The following is an 18361-nucleotide window of genomic DNA, read 5'->3' as shown; positions in this document are numbered from 1 at the left end:
CGTGAGCTCTTTTTTTAATGGATTCCATTTATTGTGCTTCTGCGTTCGAGTAAGACATTGTCACGCCAGATGCCGTCTCGCTTTCCGATGCGCTCACGGACACCGACTTCACGGAATCCGTTTTTCTTATGAAGCCGGATGCTTGCTTCGTTTTCAGGAAATATTTTCGCTTCCAAAGTCCAAAAGCCTTGTTGTTCCGAAGCATGAATAAGAGCTTGCATAAGCTTGTGGCCGATGCCTTCGCCCGAATGTACAGGGTCGACATAGATGCTCACTTCACCGACACCCGAGTAAACCGTGCGTTTCGATACAAGTGAAAGCTTACAAAAGCCACGTATTTGCGTTGCTGATTCGATAACCAAACGGCAATGGCTTATCTCGCTATCGCTCCAGAGTTCATAACTAGGCGCTTTGGTTTCGAAAGTAGCGAGCCCGCTGTCCATGCCCGCTTCATAGATCTGCTTGATTTCCGGCCAATCCGACTCCACCGCCGGCCTGATGGTGTATTCCATATGCATCACTCCGATTCTTATAATTAGATTAAATATTAAAATAAATACTTGCAATTTGCAAGTTTATTCTATATGCTATCACTAGAGGTGTTGAAGATGGAAAACAAACGGGAACTTTTTCAAAGCATGGTTAAACGCTTTGGCTTGTTGAATAGAAATTGCTGTACAGTTGACGATGTGGAAATCAGCTTGGTGCAAAGCCATATCCTTTATGAGATCGACCGCCGGGAATGGCCATCCATGCAACAAGTGGCGGATGCTCTTGCGACCGACCTGTCTACTTTCAGCCGGCAAGTGCAAAGCTTGATGAAGATAGGCTTGATCACGAAAGTGCCATCTTCTGCGGATAAACGGATCTCGGTGCTGGGTTTGACAGAAGAAGGCCAGAAAGTAGCGCTTGCCATCCAGCGAGACATGGAGGCGCATCTCGAGGAAATCTTCTCGCATATGACCGAATTTGAACAGGACATGGTGCTGCAATCAATCAAATTGCTGAACGAGGCGATGGCAAAATCATCTGTCTGCTGTAAACCGATGTATTAAGTTCGAATTAATACTTGCAATAATCAAGTTCTTAACAATTAGGAGGCCAAAACATGAACACTCAAACAAATTGTTGTTCAACCACTCCACAACCCATCCAAATCAAAAGAATAAAAAAGACAAAGCCGGAATTGCCGGTCGTTATCATCGGGGCAGGACCAATCGGTTTGGCTGCTGCCGCCCATTTATCGCTGGCGGGTGAAAAATTTTTGGTGCTCGAAGCTGGCGGCCGAATCGGCCATCACGTGCTGCAATGGGGACATGTTCGTTTGTTCTCTCCTTGGCAATACAATATCGATAAAGCCGCGCGAGCCTTATTGGACCGCTCTGGCTGGAATGCCCCAGGGGATGACAAGTTGCCGACAGGTGCCGAGCTGGTGGAAGATTATTTGATGAAGCTGGCCGCTGTTCCCGAAATCGAACCGTACATCCGCCTCAATGCACGTGTCAGTGCCATCAGCCGAAAACATCAAGACAAGATGAAGACGGCGAATCGCGAGTATCAGCCTTTTGTGATCTATGTAGAGATTGAGGATGCGGAAATGGAGCGGATGGAAGCGAAAGCTGTCATCGATGCCACAGGCACTTGGGGCCAGCCAAATCCGCTTCAAGCCGACGGGGTTTGGACTCAGAGAGAACGCAGCCAACAAGAGCGTATTTTTTACGGCATCCCGGACCTACATGGCAAAGACCGCGAGCGGTTTGCCGGAAAACAGGTAGCCGTCATAGGTGGAGGCCATTCTGCAATCAACACTTTATTGGATCTTGCCGCACTTGAGGATGCAGGACATCAAGTGAAAATCTCCTGGATCCTGCGCAAGCCGAAAATTGAGGATGTCTACGGCGGCGAAGCAGATGATGCGCTCGAGGCAAGAGGTGAATTAGGTGCGCGTGTCCACGGATTGGTGGATTCGGGGCGTGTGGAAATCTTTACGCCGTTTCGGATAGAGCAGGTTTCTCGAAAAGATGGAAAGCTTTCCTTAATGGGTGATTGGCAAGGAAAAATCCATTCGATTGAAGCAATCGATGAAATTATCGTCAATACGGGCAGCCGCCCTGATTTCTCTTTCTTGAAGGAACTCCGTTTGAAGATCGATAATGCAACGGAAAGCATCGAAGCACTCGCTCCGCTGATCGACCCGAACGTCCATAGCTGCGGAACGGTCCGGCCGCACGGCGAAAAGGAATTGCGTCAGCCGGAACAAGGATTCTACATCGCCGGCATGAAAAGCTACGGACGCGCGCCGACTTTTTTGATGGCGACCGGCTATGAACAAGTCCGCTCCATCGTCGCTTATATCAATGGAAACATTGAAGCTTCCGAGAAAGTGGACCTGGAGTTGCCGGAAACGGGCGTCTGCAGTTCCGGCGTTTCCAAAAATGGCCGTCAGCCGATTGCTATCGGCGGCTGCTGCTGAAAGGAGTGGATTGTGATGACAGTCAATCACGGAGGCCGTCTGCAGCCTGCATACTTTAAGTCCTATCTTACGCTCATCATGTCTTCACGCGAGTGCAGCCTAGATTGTGCAAAAGAATATACGATCAACACATTGTTCCGGGGAAACCCCGAATTGTATGGGCGGGATAGTAGTAATAGTTTTAAAGAAGCAGTCAATTCCATGCGCGGTTGACAGCAATCCAATGAAATAATTCGAGTGGCGGGGACGTCTGTCTCCACCACTTTTTTAGATGAAAATAAAAATCTAAAATGAATAAAAAAAGTCTGTTAATTAATGGGAATATTCATTAAAGTATATACAGGGCTTAAATAGTAAGAAAGTTCAGCATAAAAATTAGAGATGATAGGGTGGGAGCAAGAGAATGGAAGTTTGGGATTTGTATGACGGGGAGCGGAACCCGCTTGGAAAGAAACATATTAGAGGCAATAAATTGCAGCCTGGCGAGTTCCATATTGTTGTGGAAGTGATTACGCTCAATGCAGATGGAAGAATTTTTATGACGCAACGAGATCCGGCAAAACCGCTTCCGATGCTTTGGGAAACGACGGGCGGCTCTGTAGTGGCGGGGGAAAGCAGTTTGATGGGGGCGCTTCGCGAGTTGGAAGAAGAAACAGGATTGCTCGCCAGGCCTGAAGAACTTCGCTTCCTAGGCAAAATGAAAGGCGGTAATTATTTTTTGGACAGCTATGTCTGGAGATGCAAAGAGAGCATCGACCTGGATGCGCTTCAGCTTCAACCTGGCGAAGTGTGCGCCGCACAGTTAGTCAACTGGATTGAATTCCAGCAAATGAACCGGGAGCGCTTGATCGTGCCTTCGGTCTATCAGCGCATGGAGCATTATTTCGAGAAATTGGCCTCTTTTTCGACTTATGCATGGGATGGTTCATTCAGGTAGTTGGAGGCAATACATAAATTTGCAGAAAGCTAAAATGCAAAAGGGGCGATAGGATGATGAAAAAATTGCTCAGTTTATTTTTTGTAGAAGACACCGATAAACAAGACGGCGGCAAAGATGGATACTTTATGGTTTTCGCAGCGTGGGGATTGATTCTGTTGGCGAATGGCATTTCTGAATATTTTATTGGAAACGCATTGATCGACAACTGGTTTGTGATTTTGATGATCGGGCTCGTGGTATTTTCCGCTTCAGAAGTTTTTAACAAAGAAACTAGCGGGGAGGGCGATTGAAATAAGAACGATCACCTTGGCAAATGGCGAAACCGTCGAAGTGGAATGCCTGAGCTGCGCGTTGGTGGATGGCTTGATCGAACCTGAAGGCGGAGTCGTAGTGGAGACGGCGCATTTCCACGCCCATCAAGATGTGGCTTATCCCATCCCCGGCTTGATCATCCTCGCCTCAAAGCGCCATTTGAAAAGCTTGGACGAATTGACCGAAGCGGAGCGGCTCGATTACATCACGATCCTGTCGGAAATTCGCAAAGCACAGCGCGACGTTCTTGGCATCGAATCGGTCTATTATTTCTATAATGAAGATACGACGCATCATTTCCATACGTGGATAGTGCCGCGCTATGAATGGATGTACGAATTGGGGCGTTCCGTCGAGTCGGTACGGCCGGTGCTTTTGCATGCGCGAAATGAGATGAACGATGAAGCGAATCTAAAGAGTGTCAGGCAAGCGATTTCGGCATTGACGGAAGAACTGAAGCGATGAAGAAAGTAAAAATCTTCGATGCCCATTTACATATTATCGACCCGCGATTTCCGTTGACCGAAAATCAAGGCTATTTGCCGCCTGCATTCACCGCTTCGAATTATGTGGCCGCTGTAGAAAACTTCGAAGTAACCGGAGGCGCCATCGTATCGGGCTCGTTCCAAGGCTTTGACCAATCGTATTTAGTGGATGCACTTGATACGCTCGGTGACCGGTTTGTCGGCGTGACGCAATTGCCGGCGGACACATTGGACGAAGACATCCTCAATTTGCATGGAAAAGGCGTACGTGCCGTGCGGTTTAATGTGAAGCGCGGCGGTTCGGAAGCGATCGAGCGGCTCGATCATTTCACAAGGCGCGTCCATGACATCGCCGGGTGGCACGCAGAGCTGTACATCGATTCGGAAGATCTCGTGGAACTGAAAGACGTAATCAGCCGCTTGCCTGCCGTTTCCATCGATCATCTCGGCTTATCGAAACAAGGATTCCCCGAACTGTTGAAGCTGGTGGAACAAGGCGTCAAAGTGAAAGCGACCGGGTTCGGGCGGATTGACTTCGACCCGTCGCAAGCAATAAGAGCCATCCATGAACTCAATCCTGAAGCGCTGCTCTTCGGCACCGACCTGCCGTCGACTCGAGCAAAAAAACCATTTCAAGCGAGTGATGTCACAGTTATTCAAGAAACTTTGGGTGACATCGAAGCAGAGAAAGTTCTCTATGGTAATGCATTGAAATGGTATGGAATTGAATAAGGTCTATCTCGAGCCAGCATCCTGTCCATTCGGCAGGCTGCTGGCTTTTTATATTTAGAAAGCTCTTGCGCTTTACGTTAACGTCAATGGTAAGCTTTAACTATCAAAAAAATCAGACAAAGGGGATGGGAGATGAAAACGATACGCGAAGCCGCAGAGGAATTCGGGGTGACCACGCGGACGATCCGCTATTACGAGGAACTAGGCATGCTGAAGCCAGAACGAACAGATTCCAATAAGCGGCTGTTTTCGAATGCCGAAATCGCGAAACTCAAGCTCATCGATCGAGGCAAAAAATACGGTTTCACACTAGAGGAAATCAAAGAAATGGTGCTGCTGTTCAATGCTGACCGCTCGGGCAAGAAACAGCTCGAACGCACAATCGAGTACGGCAAAAAGCAGATAGAGGAAATGGAGCGCCGCATCGAAGAACTTGAAAAGACGAAACAAGAGATGGAGTCTTTGCTAGGGGAGTTTAATGAAAAATTATCGAAACTGAAGGGGATGGCAAAATGAATATTTCACAATTGCTGGAGCGGAATGCACGGAAATATCCGGAACAAGAGGCGCTGGTGGGGATGGGGCAGCGTTTAACGTTCCGTGAAGTGGACAAAATTGCGAATAACTTGGCGCACTCGTTGATGAAACGGGGTATCAGCAAAGGGGACAAAATCGTCTTGTTCATGCCGAATGTACCGGAATTCGTTGTAAGCTATTTTGCTGTGCAGCGTATCAACGCGATCATCGTGCCGATCAGTGCAAAACTCGGGCCAAAAGAAATCGGCTATATCTTGGAACATTCAGATGCCAAAGCGCTTTTCGTTCATGAACTGATATTTGATGCTGTAAAGTCTCTGGAAACGAATGGATTGCTTTTGGTCAAGTCCGGGCAAGCAGTACCTGGCTGGGAAGCATTCTCCCACTTGATAAGAACGGAAACGGAAGAAATATTAACTTCCCATGCACAGGACGACGAGCCATCGACAATCCTTTACACGTCCGGAACGACCGGCAAACCGAAAGGCGTCCTGTTCAGCCATCGCAATGTGCTGACGGTTGCGCAGATGATCTGTGTCGAAATGGAGATGAAACCGGATAGCCGCCTGCTCCATATGATGCCGCTCAGCCATTCTGCACCGCTCCACTTGTTTTTGGTGGCCGGAATGATCGTCGGCGCGAAGCATGTGCTCGTCCCGACGTTCACGCCGGACTTGTTGCTTGATACGGTCGAAGGGGAACGGACGACCCATTTCTTCGGTGCGCCGGTCGCTTATCTCATGACCGCCAAACATCCAGAGGTCGGCCAGCGCGATTTGTCTTCGATGAAATGGTGGATTTACGGAAGTGCACCGCTGTCTGCGGGAGAAGTGAAATTCGTCCAGGAATCATTCCGTACCGATAATTTGGTCTGCGTGTATGGCCTGACAGAAGCAGGGCCGAGCGGAACCTTGATGACGGGGCCGGAACATGCGGAAAAAGCGGGGAGCATCGGCAAACGCGCCGCGCTCCATACCGAAATCCGCATTGTAGATCTAGACGGACAGGACGTTGCGCCCGGCGAAGTCGGGGAGATCCTGCTCCGGGGCGAAGGCAATATGCTCGGCTATTACAAGAACGAGGAAGCGACGAAAGAAACCTTTATCGGCGATTGGCTGAAAACAGGCGACTTGGCGAAATTCGATGAAGACGGATTTATTTGGGTTGTCGACCGCAAGAAGGATTTGATCATTTCAGGCGGCGTCAATATTTACCCCAAGGAAATCGAAGAAGTGCTCATTACGCATCCCGATATTCATGAAACCGCAGTAATCGGGGTGCCGCATGCGGAATGGGGAGAAACGGTAAAAGCATATTTCGCCGCATCACGTGAATTGAGTGCAGAGGAAATTAAAGCATTCGCAGGAAATGAACTGGCAAGCTATAAAGTGCCGAAGCTCATAGAACAAGTCGAAGCATTGCCACGCAACGCATCCGGCAAGATCCTCAAGCAGCCGTTGCGGGAAGGGTGTGTTTAAATGGTCGTCTTGAAAGGTGCCACACCGAGCGGCGAACGCAATTTCTATGAAAATGACGAGACCTTGAAGAAAATATTGGCACAACAATTGCCGGAGGATTTTCTCCGCTATGCCCAACGTGAGCTGAAATCATTCGGCAAACTGGCTGCGGGCGATATCGACGAACGCGCACGCTATACCGACCGGGAAGGCGCACCGAAGCTAGAGAAATACAACCGTCTCGGCGAAGATATTTCACACGTCTGGGTCAATGAAGGCTATAGAAAGACGGTCGATGAAACTTACAGAACCGGTATTGTCGGCTATGTCCACAAGGAGATTCCGGAGCTTGGAAGAAAAGGCAATTACGTTTACAGCTTTGCGCAAGGTTATTTATTATCGCAATCGGAACCCGGCTTTTATTGTCCAGTGACGTTGACGATGGCGACAGCTTATTTACTTGACCATTATGCAGATGAAGCACTGAAGAGAAAGTTCATGCCGCATGTCTGTGCGACAGGGGACATGGAATTATTTGAAGGAGCGACTTTCCTGACTGAGCGCCAAGGCGGTTCGGATGTCGGGGCAAATGTCGTGCAGGCCCTTGAGACCGATGACGGTTACCGCTTGTACGGGGAAAAATATTTCGCGTCGAATGCCGGCATGGCGGGCGTCGCGATGGTACTCGCCCGCATGCCAGGGGCAGCGGAAGGATCGAAGGGGCTGACATTGTTCGCGGTGCCGTGGAAAGTGGACGGCGAACTGAACGGCATCAAGATCCGCCGCTTGAAAGACAAGCTCGGTGTCCGGGCGGTGCCGTCCGGCGAAGTCGAGTTCGACGGCGCGAAAGCATATATCGTCGGCGACCCGAAAAATGGCCTTAAGTATATGATGGAAGCGTTGAACTTGTCGCGCATCTGCAACGCGGTCGCATCGATTGGCATCATGAAGCGCGCGCTTGATGAAGCAGCGGAATACGCAGAACGCCGCAATGCATTTGGCCAAAAGCTCACCGCTTTTCCGATGGTGCAGGACAGCCTGATGAAGCTGCGTGCCAAGCAGGAGTTTGAAACGGCGGCGATCTTCGATTTGATTGGCTTGTACGACCACGTCACTTCCGGAAGCGCGACACAAGAAGAACAAGTGCTGAACCGCTTACTCATCGCGATTTTAAAGAAAGAATCAGCTGAACAGGCGATCCATTTCTCGCACGAAGCGATCGAGATGCACGGCGGCAACGGCTATATCGAGGATTTCGTCACGCCGCGCCTATTGCGCGATGCACAAGTGCTCACCGTTTGGGAAGGTACGGCGAATATTCTCGGGCTCGAGCTAATCCGCCTCGTTAATAAATTGTCAGCGCATGAAATATTCATCGACTATATCCAAAAACGCTTGGTAAAGCTGCAGGCGAGCGCTGATGTGGAATTGCTGAAAGAGAAAACGAAAGAGCTTGGTGAGGAGCTGACGGCGTTTGCCGGATTCGATGCGGCGCTGCAAAGCTTCGAGGCGAAGAGCCTGATGAAGAAAATGGCGCAGCTTTTCGAGAACACTGTCGCGCTTGAATGGGCTGAAAAACATGGCGGCATGTATGCGCCGCTTGCGGAAATTTTCACTGAAGTGACATGGAATACAAGAACAATAGGAGGAAAAATGAAGACCGTGAACTATTTTAAAGAAGTGATGGATAAGTAAAAAAATCACCCGCTGCGATTTTTTGCAGCGGGTGATTTTCTGTCTAGTAAGCAGTCAGGCATATGGTAAGCTGAATTCAGGAGTGACAATAGACATATTACAGCAGAACCTTTTCATTCAAGAAGCGTCCAGTTATTAACATATTGAAAAGGGGTGGGCAGATGGGCTTCTGGTATATGCTGTTGTTATTCATCGGAATTTGTTTATTTTTCGCAGGGATTTTGCCGAAAAGAGGATTTCCGCTCGTTGTGAAAATCGGCTTGCTCGTTGGCGGTGCTCTATGCATCGGCTTTTCCCTATTCATGTTCTCGCCAGGCAGCGCAGAAATCATGGCGGATTTGCTTGGTTTATAAACGGAAATGGAGTGATTTCAAGTGACGAAGATTTACATCATCCGGCATTGTGCCGCTTCTGGACAGGAGCCGGGGGCAGAGCTTACGGAAACCGGAATGGCACAAGCTGTAGAATTAAGCGGCTTTTTGAGTGAGCTGGGGATCGAGCGGATTGTCTCGAGTCCGTATACGCGAGCCATTCAATCGATCGCACCGTTAGCGGAGGCGTTGGCTGTAGAAATCGAAACAGACGAGCGTTTGAAAGAACGGGTCTTGAGTTCAGGAAACCTTCCCGATTGGTTCGAGCACTTGAAAAACACTTTCGATGACCACGAGCTCGTGCTTGAAGGCGGCGAATCCAGCAGACAGGCGCTGGACCGAATTTCACAAGTCGCAGGCGAGCTTGAAAAAAGTGGCCAAACAGCAGCAATCGTTACCCATGGCAATATTATGGCATTGCTTCTGTCGCGTTATGTGGAAGGCTTCGGGTTTGAAGGATGGCGTGCTTTAAGCAATCCGGATGTGTTCATTTTGACTGACGCGCCAGATGGAAAGAGCGGGGAACGATTGTGGAATGAGGACTCTCGATGATTCAAGCGGTGCTGTTTGATTTGGACGGGACCTTGCTCAATCGGGATGCTTCGGTGGTATCGTTTATCGACGAGCAATACAATCGGATGCATCATTCTCTCGGGCATATTCCGAAGGACTTGTATGCCAAGCGCTTTATTGAATTGGACAGGCGAGGCTATGTGTGGAAAGACCAGGTTTATGCGCAATTGATCCAAGAATTTGATATCGAACATACGACGATGGAACTTTTATTGGACGATTATATCACCTACTTCCGTTTCCATTGCATCCCTTTCAGTGGCTTGCATTCCATGCTGGAGAGCTTGAAACAACAAGGCGTGAAGCTAGGAATTATCTCGAATGGCAAAGAAAAGTTCCAGTTGGATAATATTAAAGCCTTGGGAATCGAGAAGTGGTTTGATGTGATCTTGATTTCTGAAAGCGAGAATTTAAGGAAGCCCGATCCGCGGATTTTTGAAAGAGCGATGGCCAGCTTGAATGTCTTGCCTTCCCACAGTTTGTTTGTCGGGGATCATCCAACGACGGATGTAGAGGCCGCTAAAAATGCCGGCATGATCGGGGTATGGAAGAAAGATGCTGGGTGGAATGAAGCTGCGGCGGATTACGCTATAGATGAATTGGACGAAGTGAATAGGATCGTCCAAGAGTTAAATGCATAAAATTAAATCAGGCTGTCGAGAAAGTTAAAAAGCCGTATTTTCCGAAGCTTATCGCTCGCTTTCCGTGGGGCGGGAATCGAGCCTCCTCACCCGCTATCGAAGACCCTTGTGCTCCCACATCTGCTCTCACATTTGCAAGCAAATGCATCGCAAAAAATATTGCAAGCAGATGCGTCGCAAATGAATGTTCTCAGCACAGCTTCGCTCATTCATTGTCTGCGGGGTCTCTCAAACCCGTCGCTTCGCTGCTCCCACAGGAGTCGAACGAACGCTTCTCCAAATACTGAGATAATTCGTTGATTTTTAAATTGTGGAATAGTGTCACACTCTTTTCATTTATAGATGATTATAGGCTTCTTCAACACTCTGATTAAATTGTGTTTAGGCAAGTTTTCACCAAACTTACATAGGGAGTGGCGGTGCATGAAAGCAGTCTTATTATGGGGCAATTTATTGTTCAGCGGCTTTATGGCCATTTCGATTTCCATGTTTTTTGCAGAAGGGGCCATCGCGGAGAACTAAACGGACAAGCGCTTTGTTGCACCTGAATTTCTCTGGATGATCCCGCTATGGGTAGTCGAGGCCATTCTCGTCGTGATCTATTTCTATAAGAAGAAAGCAGAATCGGTTTCCTACCCCGTCATTTTATTGATTAACCTCGCGCTTTGGATAAGCATTTTCTGCAGTACGTGGATGTGCATGCACTTGGCAGTTTAGCTTCAGGGAAAAAATGGAATTCGATCTCTGAGCATTTTCTTACGCCTTCCGAAATTTGAGCGTTACAATAGGAGGGGTAAAGGAGTGCTTAAAGATATGACACAAAAAACATTTCAGCAGATTCCCGTGGCTGTGCTCGACTTGGCGCCGGTCAATGAAGGCAGCAACGCAACGGAATCATTTGCAAATAGCGTAGAACTTGCGCAGCATGTAGAGAAACTTGGTTTTAACCGCTACTGGCTGGCGGAGCATCACAATATGCCAGGCATCGGCAGTTCGGCAACGTCCGTATTGATCGGGCATATTGCCGGAAAAACCAACTCGATCCGCGTCGGTTCAGGCGGCGTCATGCTGCCAAACCACGCACCTTTGGTCATTGCGGAGCAATTCGGGACGCTCGCGTCATTGTATCCGGACCGCATCGACCTCGGCCTTGGCCGTGCACCTGGCAGTGACCAGGCGACTGCTTATGCTTTGCGCCGTACGCTACACAGTACGGGAGACGAATTCCCGCAGCAAGTGATGGAATTGGAGAATTATTTCTCCGATAAACCGGTCGGCCGAGTCAAAGCGTACCCCGGAACAGGCATGGACATTCCAATCTGGCTGCTTGGATCGAGTGGATTCAGTGCTCAACTCGCCGCGCAAAAAGGCTTGCCGTTCTCATTCGCCAGCCATTTTGCGCCGGACTTCACGATGCAGGCGCTGCAGTTGTACCACCAGAATTTCAAGCCATCAGCGGCGCTTGATAGCCCGTATGCGATGGTCGGTGTGTCACTTATCGTCGCCGATACGCAGGAACGCGCGGAATGGCTCGCCACGTCTTCGCAGCAGCAGATGTTTGCGTTGATGAAAGGCGAACCGACGACTTTCCAACCGCCGATTGATGATCTTGGCTCGGTATGGACGCCGCGTGAAATTGTCATGTTCCGGGATAAACTGAAATCCGAATCGATGATTGTCGGCACGCCAGAAGTGGTGCGCGAGAAGCTTGAAGCATTTGTCTCGAAAACCCGTGCCAACGAAGTCATCGTCAATTCACCGATTTTCTATCAGGAAGACCGCCTGCATTCGTATTCGTTGCTTGCGGAAATGATGGAATAATTTGAGCACCAGCCCTGAGCTGGTGCTTTTTTCAATAGAAAATCCCCCTCCGGTTAAGAAGGGGGAGCAATCAATGAAGGTCTCGGGATTTGGCTTCGTCGTGCTTCATGATTTGCATTTCGATATCTTCATCGTTCCTTGCATAGTCTGGGCCGCCTTCGCCGATCATGTTCAAGATCGAATCGAATTCTTCAGCAAGCCAATCCCTCAATTCCTTCGGTTCCATGTCTTCGTCGATTCTTGCATAGTCCGGGCCGCCTTCGCCGATCATGTTCAAAATCGCATTGAACTCTTCATCGAGCCGCAATTCGACTTCTTTCCGTTCCACCCATTTGCGTTCCATGATGATATCCTCCTTCTGTTAAAATCGCAAGAACGACGGACAAGCTCTATTTTCACTTTTTATTATACAGATTATTCTGTCTTTTTAATATTAATTTGACTTAAAGGACTGGAACGATTTTTGCCGAAATGAATCATCAAGGAAGGATGTGTGACAGCAGTGGAAAAGGCGATAAAAGAACTGATTGGCGAGTCTTCAGGCCATGTGAGTGTGGCAATTAAATTCCGGGCAAGCCGAGTGTATATCAATAGTGAGGCCCCGACGCGTGCAGCGAGTACGATCAAATTGGCCCTGTTGTTCGAAGCGTGCCGGCAAATCGCAAATGGCACGCTGTCGGGCGGCCAGAAAATTGCGTTCGGGGGCAAACCGACCGGAGGAGCAGGCGTGCTGGACCATCTGCCATCACTTAAAGAATTAGCCTTATGGGATGTATTGACCTTGATGATTATCGTTTCCGATAATGCCGCCTCGAATACGGTGCTGGAGTTGCTTGGGAAAAAAACCGTCAATAAGGCGTGCAGCGATCTTGGGTTGAACAACACGAAAATCGAGCGGCACTTCATGGATTTCGAAGCGGCTGAAAAAGGGCTCGATAACCGAACCAGTGCAAGCGATATGATTCGCTTAATGGAAGCGTTCGCCATGCCAGGCGTATTGCCGGAGCGGGAGCGAAAACGGGCCATGGAAATATTGGGCAATCAGCAAAGCCGTAAACTGACAGGAGCCATCGAGGAAGATGAAGTGCAGTTTTACGGAAAATCTGGTGAACTGGCTGGCCTGCAGGCAGATGTCGGGGTTTTTGGGGAAGGAGAAAATGTCGCCATCGCTGCGGTTTTTGTGGAAGGGGCGGGTAATCCACTGGAAGCCCAACATTTGATTGCGAATATCGGGCTCTTAATCCATCAACAGATGAAATCAGTTACTTAAGAAATTTTAAAAATCCCCCTGGCCAATTTCTAGGCGAGGGGGATTTAGGCTTATTCAGCTAAATACTGTTGCATCGATTCAAAAAAGCGTGAAGATGTCTGCTCGAACCATTCAGAGTACGCCGATTCCGGATCTTCTGGAATGGTATAGGCAAGCTCGGTCCGCAAATCATCCGTCAAGGCCATCTTTTGGCGCGGGCCATCCGGCGTCAGCCAATTGAATTGCGCGCGGCGGTTGTCGTTGGCGAATTGGACCCAATCGGTCTCGGTTTCAGGTGAGTCGAACAGTGCTTCGCTTGAAATGAGCATCCAGCTTTCGCTTTGGTGCTTCGGCGGGAGCCATAAGCTCTTTTCCATCACGCCTTCTTCGACAGGGAAATCGTAGATCTCATGGCGCAGTTCCTGTACGCGTTCACCGTTTCCAAGCGACAAGCCGCGGGACACATAAATATTGCCTTGCAGCGTTTCGGTGTCTGCACTGCGAATGACGCCAAAGGGATTGCGCGTGGCATCAGTGCCGTATGTTTCTTCCTCTTGCTGCAGCATCGTGTCTTCATTCCAGCGGGTAATCATGGCATCTTCCACGCCGCTGCGGTTCATCGAAAACGTAAACGGCATCCAGCCGGTATTTTCGACTTTGTCGAAGAGGAGGACATCACCGTTGGGCAAAGTTTCTTCCGTAATGGCCAGCGAACCGATTGACAAGGTCAGGAAGGTCAAAGGATAGATGTCAGTGGTGACATTTCCGTCTGTTTCCGTCTGTACTTTGCCGAGCGTGATGAAGGTCGGCTTGTCGATGCTGAGCTCAACGTCTTCGTGGGTATAAAGAGTTTCTTCATTTTTCAAAAACATGACTGCTGTAAAAATGATCAGTGCCATGAAAAACAAAGTAATGATCAATATGACAATCTTTCTGAACAAAATTTCCACCTCAAATTTCGGGTATTTCCTGCACTACCGATTATAGCACGAGGGAAACCCGAAAATGGGCGAGAGTTTTGAGCATCACATGAACGTTTTCCGTTACAGTACTTTATCCAGGAAATCGCGTGCGCGTTCGCTCGTCGGATGTTTGAAAAAGCTTTCAGGCTCGCCTTCTTCGACAAGGACACCGTGGTCCAAAAACAACACGCGGTCTGCGACTTCTCTCGCAAAGCCCATCTCATGGGTGACGACAACCATCGTCATGCCGGATTTTGCAAGATCTTTCATGACCTCTAATACTTCCTTGACCATTTCCGGGTCGAGTGCCGAAGTCGGCTCGTCGAACAGCATGAGTTCCGGTTCCATGGCAAGTGCGCGTGCAATCGCGACACGTTGCTTCTGGCCGCCGGATAAGCTATTCGGGTAGGCATCGGCTTTTTGTGCTAAGCCGACGCGCTCAAGCAATTGGCGTGCCTTTCCTTCAGCGTCGTACTTTTTGAGGCCTTTCGCTTTCATCGGGGCATACATTAAATTCTCCAGCACCGTCATGTGGGGAAAAAGGTGGAAATGCTGAAACACCATGCCGATTTGCTGGCGGATTTTGTGAATTTCTTTTTTGGAGGCGGTCAAGTTCTTGCCATTGATTTCGATGCTTCCCGAGCTCGGTGTCTCCAGTAAATTCAAGCAGCGCAGAAAGGTTGATTTACCGGAGCCGGACGGGCCGATGATCGCGACGACTTCGCCTTTTTGGATACTGGTTGTAATATCGCTCAATACGAGGTTGTCCCCGAATTTTTTCGATAAGGCTTGTACATCAATCACTAAGCTTCAATCTCCTTTCGACCATGCGCCCGATTACCGTTAAGCCCATGACCAGGCACCAATAGATCAGGCCGACAAACAATAGCGGCTCAAAGTTGCGGAACAAGTCTGCCCCGACCACTTGGGCGCGGCGCATCAAGTCCAGATAGCCGATCGTCGAGACGATGGCGGATTCTTTCGTTAAGGTGATGAATTCATTCATCAAGGCAGGCAAGATGTTCTTCAGCGCTTGCGGTAAGATAATGTCTTTCATCATCGCGCCATACGGGACGCCGAGAGCTTGCGCCGCTTCCAGCTGGCCTTTGTCGACTGCCTGGATGCCGGCACGGATGATTTCCGAAATATAAGCGGAGGAGTTCAAGCCGAATGCGAGAATTGCGGATAGAAATGGCGAGATATCATAGCCGGTCAATTGGGGGATCGAATAATAAATGATCATCAGCTGCAAGATAAGCGGCGTTCCACGAAAAATCGACGTATAAGCATCGGCGAACCATCTCAGCGGCTTTGCTGAACCGATTTTAAACAGTGCCAGCACGGTCCCGAGAATGGAGCCGAGAATGATCGCGAAAAAGACGAATTTTAAAGTCACCCAAATGCCTTCGAGCATGAAGGGAATATACGGGACGATTTGTGAAAAATCTAGATTCATAACAGTTCCAACTCTTTTCTAAGGGCGAATTTTACTGCTCGTCTGTGAGCCATTTGTCTTTTAGTTCATCGAGTTTGCCGCTCTCTTCCATTTCAGCGAGGACGGCATTGACTTCATCAACTAGGTCACTGCCTTTCGGGAAGGCAACAGCCATGCCAGGAGAAGCCGTCGTCGGATCGTCAAATGCATCGAGCCCCTGTGCTTCGATATAGCCGAGCGCAACTTGCTTATCCATATAGGCAGCATCGATGCGTCCGGAAAGAATCTCCTGAATCAATGCGCCGGAATCATCGAGCGCCTTTAGTTCAAAATCGATTGCTTCCTCCTCGATGATGCTCTTGGCGCCTTCTTCCTGGATCGTTCCGAGTTGGACGCCAACCGTCAATCCTTCCAGGTCTTCAAGCGTCTCGAGGCCTGAGCCTTTTTGGGAGACGAACATTTCACCAGAATGGTTGTATTCCGTGGAGAAGTCGACGTTTTCCTTGCGGGCATCCGTCGCAGACATGCCGGCCAACACCAGGTCGACACGGTCATTTTGCAAAGCGCCGATCAAACCGTCGAATTTCATATCAGTGATTTTCAGTTCAACCCCAAGTTCATCTGCGATATAATTAGCAAGGTCGATATCAAACCCGACGATGTCGCCCTGTGGGTTGCGCGATTCAAAAGGCGCAAACTCAGCGGATGTGCCCATTTCCAGTACTTCTTTTTGCTCGGCAGCTCCAGTCGCTGTGTCTTCTTGGCCGCAAGCTGTCAATAGCAATGCAGAAACGCCGCCTGCAAGTAAGTATGATTTTTTCATATTAATTCCCTCCGTTGTATGTTTATTCGATAAAATGAATCTTAACACGACGACACAATAAGTAAAAGAGTTTTTATACATATTTATGAATAATTATTAATTCAAATAGTTCAGAAAATTGGAGTGTGAAAAGATGAAAACTTTGCTTTTGACAGGATTCGAACCTTTTTTGGAATATACGGTCAACCCAACGATGAGAATTGCGGAGAAATTGGATGGCGAACAGATTGGCGGATACCGCATCATCAGCCGCATCTTGCCGGTCGATTTTAATCATTCAGGTGAACTGATAGTGCAATGGATCGATGAGTTGAAGCCTGATGCAGTCGTTTCTTTGGGGCTTGCAGCTGGCCGCTACAAGATTACATCTGAGCGTGTCGCACTTAATGTGAAAGATGGAGATGCGGATAACGAAGGCTACCAGCCGATTGATGAACCGATTTCTGCACAAGGGCCCGACGCTTATTTATCGACTTTGCCGGTACGCAAGATGACACAATCATTGCTTCAGGCGGGATTGCCCGCAGAGATTTCCAATACAGCTGGTGCATATCTATGCAATAATATTATGTATGAGGGACTTCATTACGCAGCCACAAACAAGCCGGAAATGCTGTCGGGCTTTATCCATATACCGGCGGATCACCAATTGGCAATTGAACACGGAAAGCTGCCGAGCTGGTCCCATGAAGACTTATTGCGCGGCGTGCGGATTTGTTTGGAAACGATGGCTAATGAAAGATAATGAAACTTAAAAAGACAGAGCCTTGGAGCTCTGTCTTTTTATTGTGAGCAGAAATAGATGGGAGAGAAATTCACAGCAAAAGAGTGAATATTCTTATAGAATATAATGGCATTTTTTGTGAATTGAAGTAGGATAGATTTAACAAGAGTTTTAGGAATGGAGGTGCCTTATGCTTGAAACGCAGCAACTGACAAAAAAATTCAAAGATACCATTGCGGTCGATGATGTGAGTTTGGTGCTTAGGCAAGGGGAATCGGTTGGGCTATTGGGGCCGAACGGGGCTGGCAAGTCCACGGCAATTGCCATGATTTCCACGTTGATGAAGCCGAGCTCGGGAGATGTGAAGCTTAACGGCAAGAGCGTGTTGAAAAAGCCTGGTGAAATGCGCCGTGTGCTTGGCGTCGTGCCGCAAAAAATAGCCTTATACGAAGAGTTGAGCGCTTATGAGAACTTGAAGTTCTTTGGCCGGCTTTACGGATTATCGGGAAACGAGCTCGAACAGCGCATCGATTATGTGCTGGAACTCGTCGGTTTGGCAGACCGAAAAAAAGAGCTGGTCAAAAATTATTCTGGAGGCATGCAGCGGAGGGTCAATTTGGCAGCAGCGATGATGCATGAACCGGAAGTGCTGATCATGGACGAACCGACAGTCGGCATCGATCCGCAATCGCGCAACCACCTGTTAGAGACAATTCGCAAGCTCAACCAGGACGAAGGAATGACGGTCCTCTATACGAGCCATTACATGGAAGAAGTGGAAAAGCTCTGTGACCGCGTCTACATCATGGACCACGGAAAAGTCATCGCGGAAGGAACGAAAGAAGAGCTCAAAGCGATTTTGTCGGATCAGGAAACGGTGTTGATCGATTTCGACCAAAATTATCCGGAACTCTTCACGAAACTCAGCGAAATAGAAGGGGTTCAGCAGGCGACAGCTGAGGAGCATAGCTTGAAGCTGATCATCCCGAAAGGGACAAGATTGCTTGCGGCTTTGTTCCACGAAGCGGAACGCTACGGGGCCCAAGTGGTCAACGTCAATGTCCAGACGCCGACCCTTGAAGACGTATTCCTGCGGCTGACTGGTCGCAAATTAAGGGACTGAGGAGGGGA

General features: G+C 48.9%; 22 protein-coding genes. 16 read left to right on the top strand and 6 right to left on the bottom strand.

Features of this window, described 5'->3' with window-relative positions:
• Window positions 1-14: 14 nt before the first annotated feature.
• Complete coding sequence (locus tag DFR62_RS02995) at window positions 15-512, bottom strand: GNAT family N-acetyltransferase (protein ID WP_121297966.1); 498 nt, start codon at window positions 510-512, stop codon at window positions 15-17.
• Between the two features lie 96 nt (window positions 513-608).
• Here DFR62_RS02995 and DFR62_RS02990 point away from each other — a divergent pair, with 96 nt between their 5' ends.
• From DFR62_RS02990 to DFR62_RS02925, 13 genes are all read left to right on the top strand, one after another.
• Window positions 609-1055 (top strand): MarR family winged helix-turn-helix transcriptional regulator, encoded by a 447-nt coding sequence (locus DFR62_RS02990; RefSeq protein WP_121297964.1) that lies wholly within the window; start codon window positions 609-611, stop codon window positions 1053-1055.
• Between the two features lie 53 nt (window positions 1056-1108).
• On the top strand, window positions 1109-2473 hold the full coding sequence (locus tag DFR62_RS02985) for an NAD(P)-binding domain-containing protein (RefSeq protein ID WP_121297963.1): 1365 nt from the start codon (window positions 1109-1111) through the stop codon (window positions 2471-2473).
• 403 nt (window positions 2474-2876) lie between these two features.
• A complete protein-coding gene (locus DFR62_RS02975; RefSeq protein ID WP_058383296.1) occupies window positions 2877-3410 on the top strand; it encodes an NUDIX hydrolase in 534 nt (177 codons plus the stop codon).
• A 53-nt stretch (window positions 3411-3463) separates the two neighbouring features.
• The gene (locus tag DFR62_RS02970; RefSeq protein WP_058383297.1) at window positions 3464-3703 is read left to right on the top strand and encodes a hypothetical protein; all 240 of its coding nucleotides are present in this window, start codon (window positions 3464-3466) and stop codon (window positions 3701-3703) included.
• Window positions 3704-3719: 16 nt separating this feature from the next.
• Window positions 3720-4190 (top strand): HIT family protein, encoded by a 471-nt coding sequence (locus DFR62_RS02965; RefSeq protein WP_241663094.1) that lies wholly within the window; start codon window positions 3720-3722, stop codon window positions 4188-4190.
• The gene (locus DFR62_RS02960) at window positions 4187-4942 is read left to right on the top strand and encodes an amidohydrolase family protein (RefSeq protein WP_058383299.1); all 756 of its coding nucleotides are present in this window, start codon (window positions 4187-4189) and stop codon (window positions 4940-4942) included. Before DFR62_RS02965 ends, DFR62_RS02960 begins: the two co-directional genes overlap by 4 nt.
• A 132-nt stretch (window positions 4943-5074) precedes the next feature.
• On the top strand, window positions 5075-5458 hold the full coding sequence (locus tag DFR62_RS02955) for a MerR family transcriptional regulator (protein ID WP_058383300.1): 384 nt from the start codon (window positions 5075-5077) through the stop codon (window positions 5456-5458).
• Window positions 5455-6957, top strand: a complete 1503-nt coding sequence (locus tag DFR62_RS02950; RefSeq protein ID WP_121297958.1) for a class I adenylate-forming enzyme family protein — start codon at window positions 5455-5457, stop codon at window positions 6955-6957. The genes DFR62_RS02955 and DFR62_RS02950 overlap by 4 nt, the downstream gene beginning before the upstream one ends.
• Window positions 6958-8631, top strand: coding sequence for an acyl-CoA dehydrogenase family protein (locus DFR62_RS02945; protein WP_121297957.1), 1674 nt, complete (start codon window positions 6958-6960; stop codon window positions 8629-8631). It abuts the gene before it with no gap.
• A 161-nt stretch (window positions 8632-8792) separates the two neighbouring features.
• Window positions 8793-8984 (top strand): hypothetical protein, encoded by a 192-nt coding sequence (locus tag DFR62_RS02940; RefSeq protein ID WP_058383303.1) that lies wholly within the window; start codon window positions 8793-8795, stop codon window positions 8982-8984.
• Window positions 8985-9005: 21 nt separating this feature from the next.
• Window positions 9006-9554 carry a histidine phosphatase family protein gene (locus DFR62_RS02935; RefSeq protein ID WP_121297955.1) on the top strand — a complete coding sequence of 183 codons (549 nt, stop codon included), beginning with the start codon at window positions 9006-9008 and terminating at the stop codon, window positions 9552-9554.
• Entirely contained in the window at window positions 9551-10216 is a 666-nt protein-coding gene (locus DFR62_RS02930) for an HAD family hydrolase (RefSeq protein WP_121297953.1), read from the top strand. Before DFR62_RS02935 ends, DFR62_RS02930 begins: the two co-directional genes overlap by 4 nt.
• A gap of 813 nt (window positions 10217-11029) precedes the next feature.
• The gene (locus DFR62_RS02925; protein ID WP_121299466.1) at window positions 11030-12037 is read left to right on the top strand and encodes an LLM class flavin-dependent oxidoreductase; all 1008 of its coding nucleotides are present in this window, start codon (window positions 11030-11032) and stop codon (window positions 12035-12037) included.
• Window positions 12038-12107: 70 nt separating this feature from the next.
• Here the strand turns inward: DFR62_RS02925 and DFR62_RS02920 are convergent, their stop codons facing one another.
• Complete coding sequence (locus DFR62_RS02920) at window positions 12108-12380, bottom strand: hypothetical protein (RefSeq protein WP_058383306.1); 273 nt, start codon at window positions 12378-12380, stop codon at window positions 12108-12110.
• Window positions 12381-12539: 159 nt separating this feature from the next.
• Here DFR62_RS02920 and DFR62_RS02915 point away from each other — a divergent pair, with 159 nt between their 5' ends.
• Entirely contained in the window at window positions 12540-13307 is a 768-nt protein-coding gene (locus DFR62_RS02915; RefSeq protein WP_158290803.1) for a serine hydrolase, read from the top strand.
• Between the two features lie 50 nt (window positions 13308-13357).
• On the opposite strand, the gene DFR62_RS02910 is transcribed toward DFR62_RS02915, so the two are convergent.
• From DFR62_RS02910 to DFR62_RS02895, 4 genes are all read right to left on the bottom strand, one after another.
• A complete protein-coding gene (locus tag DFR62_RS02910) occupies window positions 13358-14227 on the bottom strand; it encodes a hypothetical protein (protein WP_121299464.1) in 870 nt (289 codons plus the stop codon).
• Between the two features lie 102 nt (window positions 14228-14329).
• The gene (locus DFR62_RS02905; RefSeq protein WP_121297950.1) at window positions 14330-15052 is read right to left on the bottom strand and encodes an amino acid ABC transporter ATP-binding protein; all 723 of its coding nucleotides are present in this window, start codon (window positions 15050-15052) and stop codon (window positions 14330-14332) included.
• Window positions 15045-15704, bottom strand: a complete 660-nt coding sequence (locus DFR62_RS02900) for an amino acid ABC transporter permease (RefSeq protein ID WP_101190766.1) — start codon at window positions 15702-15704, stop codon at window positions 15045-15047. Before DFR62_RS02900 ends, DFR62_RS02905 begins: the two co-directional genes overlap by 8 nt.
• 31 nt (window positions 15705-15735) lie before the next feature.
• The gene (locus DFR62_RS02895; protein WP_121297948.1) at window positions 15736-16506 is read right to left on the bottom strand and encodes an ABC transporter substrate-binding protein; all 771 of its coding nucleotides are present in this window, start codon (window positions 16504-16506) and stop codon (window positions 15736-15738) included.
• Window positions 16507-16639: 133 nt separating this feature from the next.
• On the opposite strand from DFR62_RS02895, the gene pcp reads away from it, so the two are divergent.
• A complete protein-coding gene (gene pcp, locus DFR62_RS02890) occupies window positions 16640-17251 on the top strand; it encodes a pyroglutamyl-peptidase I (protein ID WP_121297947.1) in 612 nt (203 codons plus the stop codon).
• Between the two features lie 169 nt (window positions 17252-17420).
• Window positions 17421-18353: an ABC transporter ATP-binding protein gene (locus tag DFR62_RS02885; protein WP_121297945.1), complete on the top strand. Its 933-nt coding sequence runs from the start codon at window positions 17421-17423 to the stop codon at window positions 18351-18353.
• Window positions 18354-18361 lie beyond the last annotated feature (8 nt).

Source organism: Planococcus citreus, from assembly GCF_003664125.1.
Taxonomy (GTDB): Bacteria; Bacillota; Bacilli; order Bacillales_A; family Planococcaceae; genus Planococcus; species Planococcus citreus.
The sequence above is the reverse complement of the archived record's forward strand: the minus strand, read 5'-3'. Positions and strand labels throughout refer to the sequence as shown.

Coding starts and splice junctions, on each gene's coding strand:
- DFR62_RS02995 (WP_121297966.1), bottom strand. CDS start 512: ATGGAATACACCATCAGGCCGGCGGTGGAGTCGGATTGGCCGGAAATC.
- DFR62_RS02990 (WP_121297964.1), top strand. CDS start 609: ATGGAAAACAAACGGGAACTTTTTCAAAGCATGGTTAAACGCTTTGGC.
- DFR62_RS02985 (WP_121297963.1), top strand. CDS start 1,109: ATGAACACTCAAACAAATTGTTGTTCAACCACTCCACAACCCATCCAA.
- DFR62_RS02975 (WP_058383296.1), top strand. CDS start 2,877: ATGGAAGTTTGGGATTTGTATGACGGGGAGCGGAACCCGCTTGGAAAG.
- DFR62_RS02970 (WP_058383297.1), top strand. CDS start 3,464: ATGATGAAAAAATTGCTCAGTTTATTTTTTGTAGAAGACACCGATAAA.
- DFR62_RS02960 (WP_058383299.1), top strand. CDS start 4,187: ATGAAGAAAGTAAAAATCTTCGATGCCCATTTACATATTATCGACCCG.
- DFR62_RS02955 (WP_058383300.1), top strand. CDS start 5,075: ATGAAAACGATACGCGAAGCCGCAGAGGAATTCGGGGTGACCACGCGG.
- DFR62_RS02950 (WP_121297958.1), top strand. CDS start 5,455: ATGAATATTTCACAATTGCTGGAGCGGAATGCACGGAAATATCCGGAA.
- DFR62_RS02945 (WP_121297957.1), top strand. CDS start 6,958: ATGGTCGTCTTGAAAGGTGCCACACCGAGCGGCGAACGCAATTTCTAT.
- DFR62_RS02940 (WP_058383303.1), top strand. CDS start 8,793: ATGGGCTTCTGGTATATGCTGTTGTTATTCATCGGAATTTGTTTATTT.
- DFR62_RS02930 (WP_121297953.1), top strand. CDS start 9,551: ATGATTCAAGCGGTGCTGTTTGATTTGGACGGGACCTTGCTCAATCGG.
- DFR62_RS02925 (WP_121299466.1), top strand. CDS start 11,030: ATGACACAAAAAACATTTCAGCAGATTCCCGTGGCTGTGCTCGACTTG.
- DFR62_RS02920 (WP_058383306.1), bottom strand. CDS start 12,380: ATGGAACGCAAATGGGTGGAACGGAAAGAAGTCGAATTGCGGCTCGAT.
- DFR62_RS02900 (WP_101190766.1), bottom strand. CDS start 15,704: ATGAATCTAGATTTTTCACAAATCGTCCCGTATATTCCCTTCATGCTC.
- DFR62_RS02895 (WP_121297948.1), bottom strand. CDS start 16,506: ATGAAAAAATCATACTTACTTGCAGGCGGCGTTTCTGCATTGCTATTG.
- pcp (WP_121297947.1), top strand. CDS start 16,640: ATGAAAACTTTGCTTTTGACAGGATTCGAACCTTTTTTGGAATATACG.
- DFR62_RS02885 (WP_121297945.1), top strand. CDS start 17,421: ATGCTTGAAACGCAGCAACTGACAAAAAAATTCAAAGATACCATTGCG.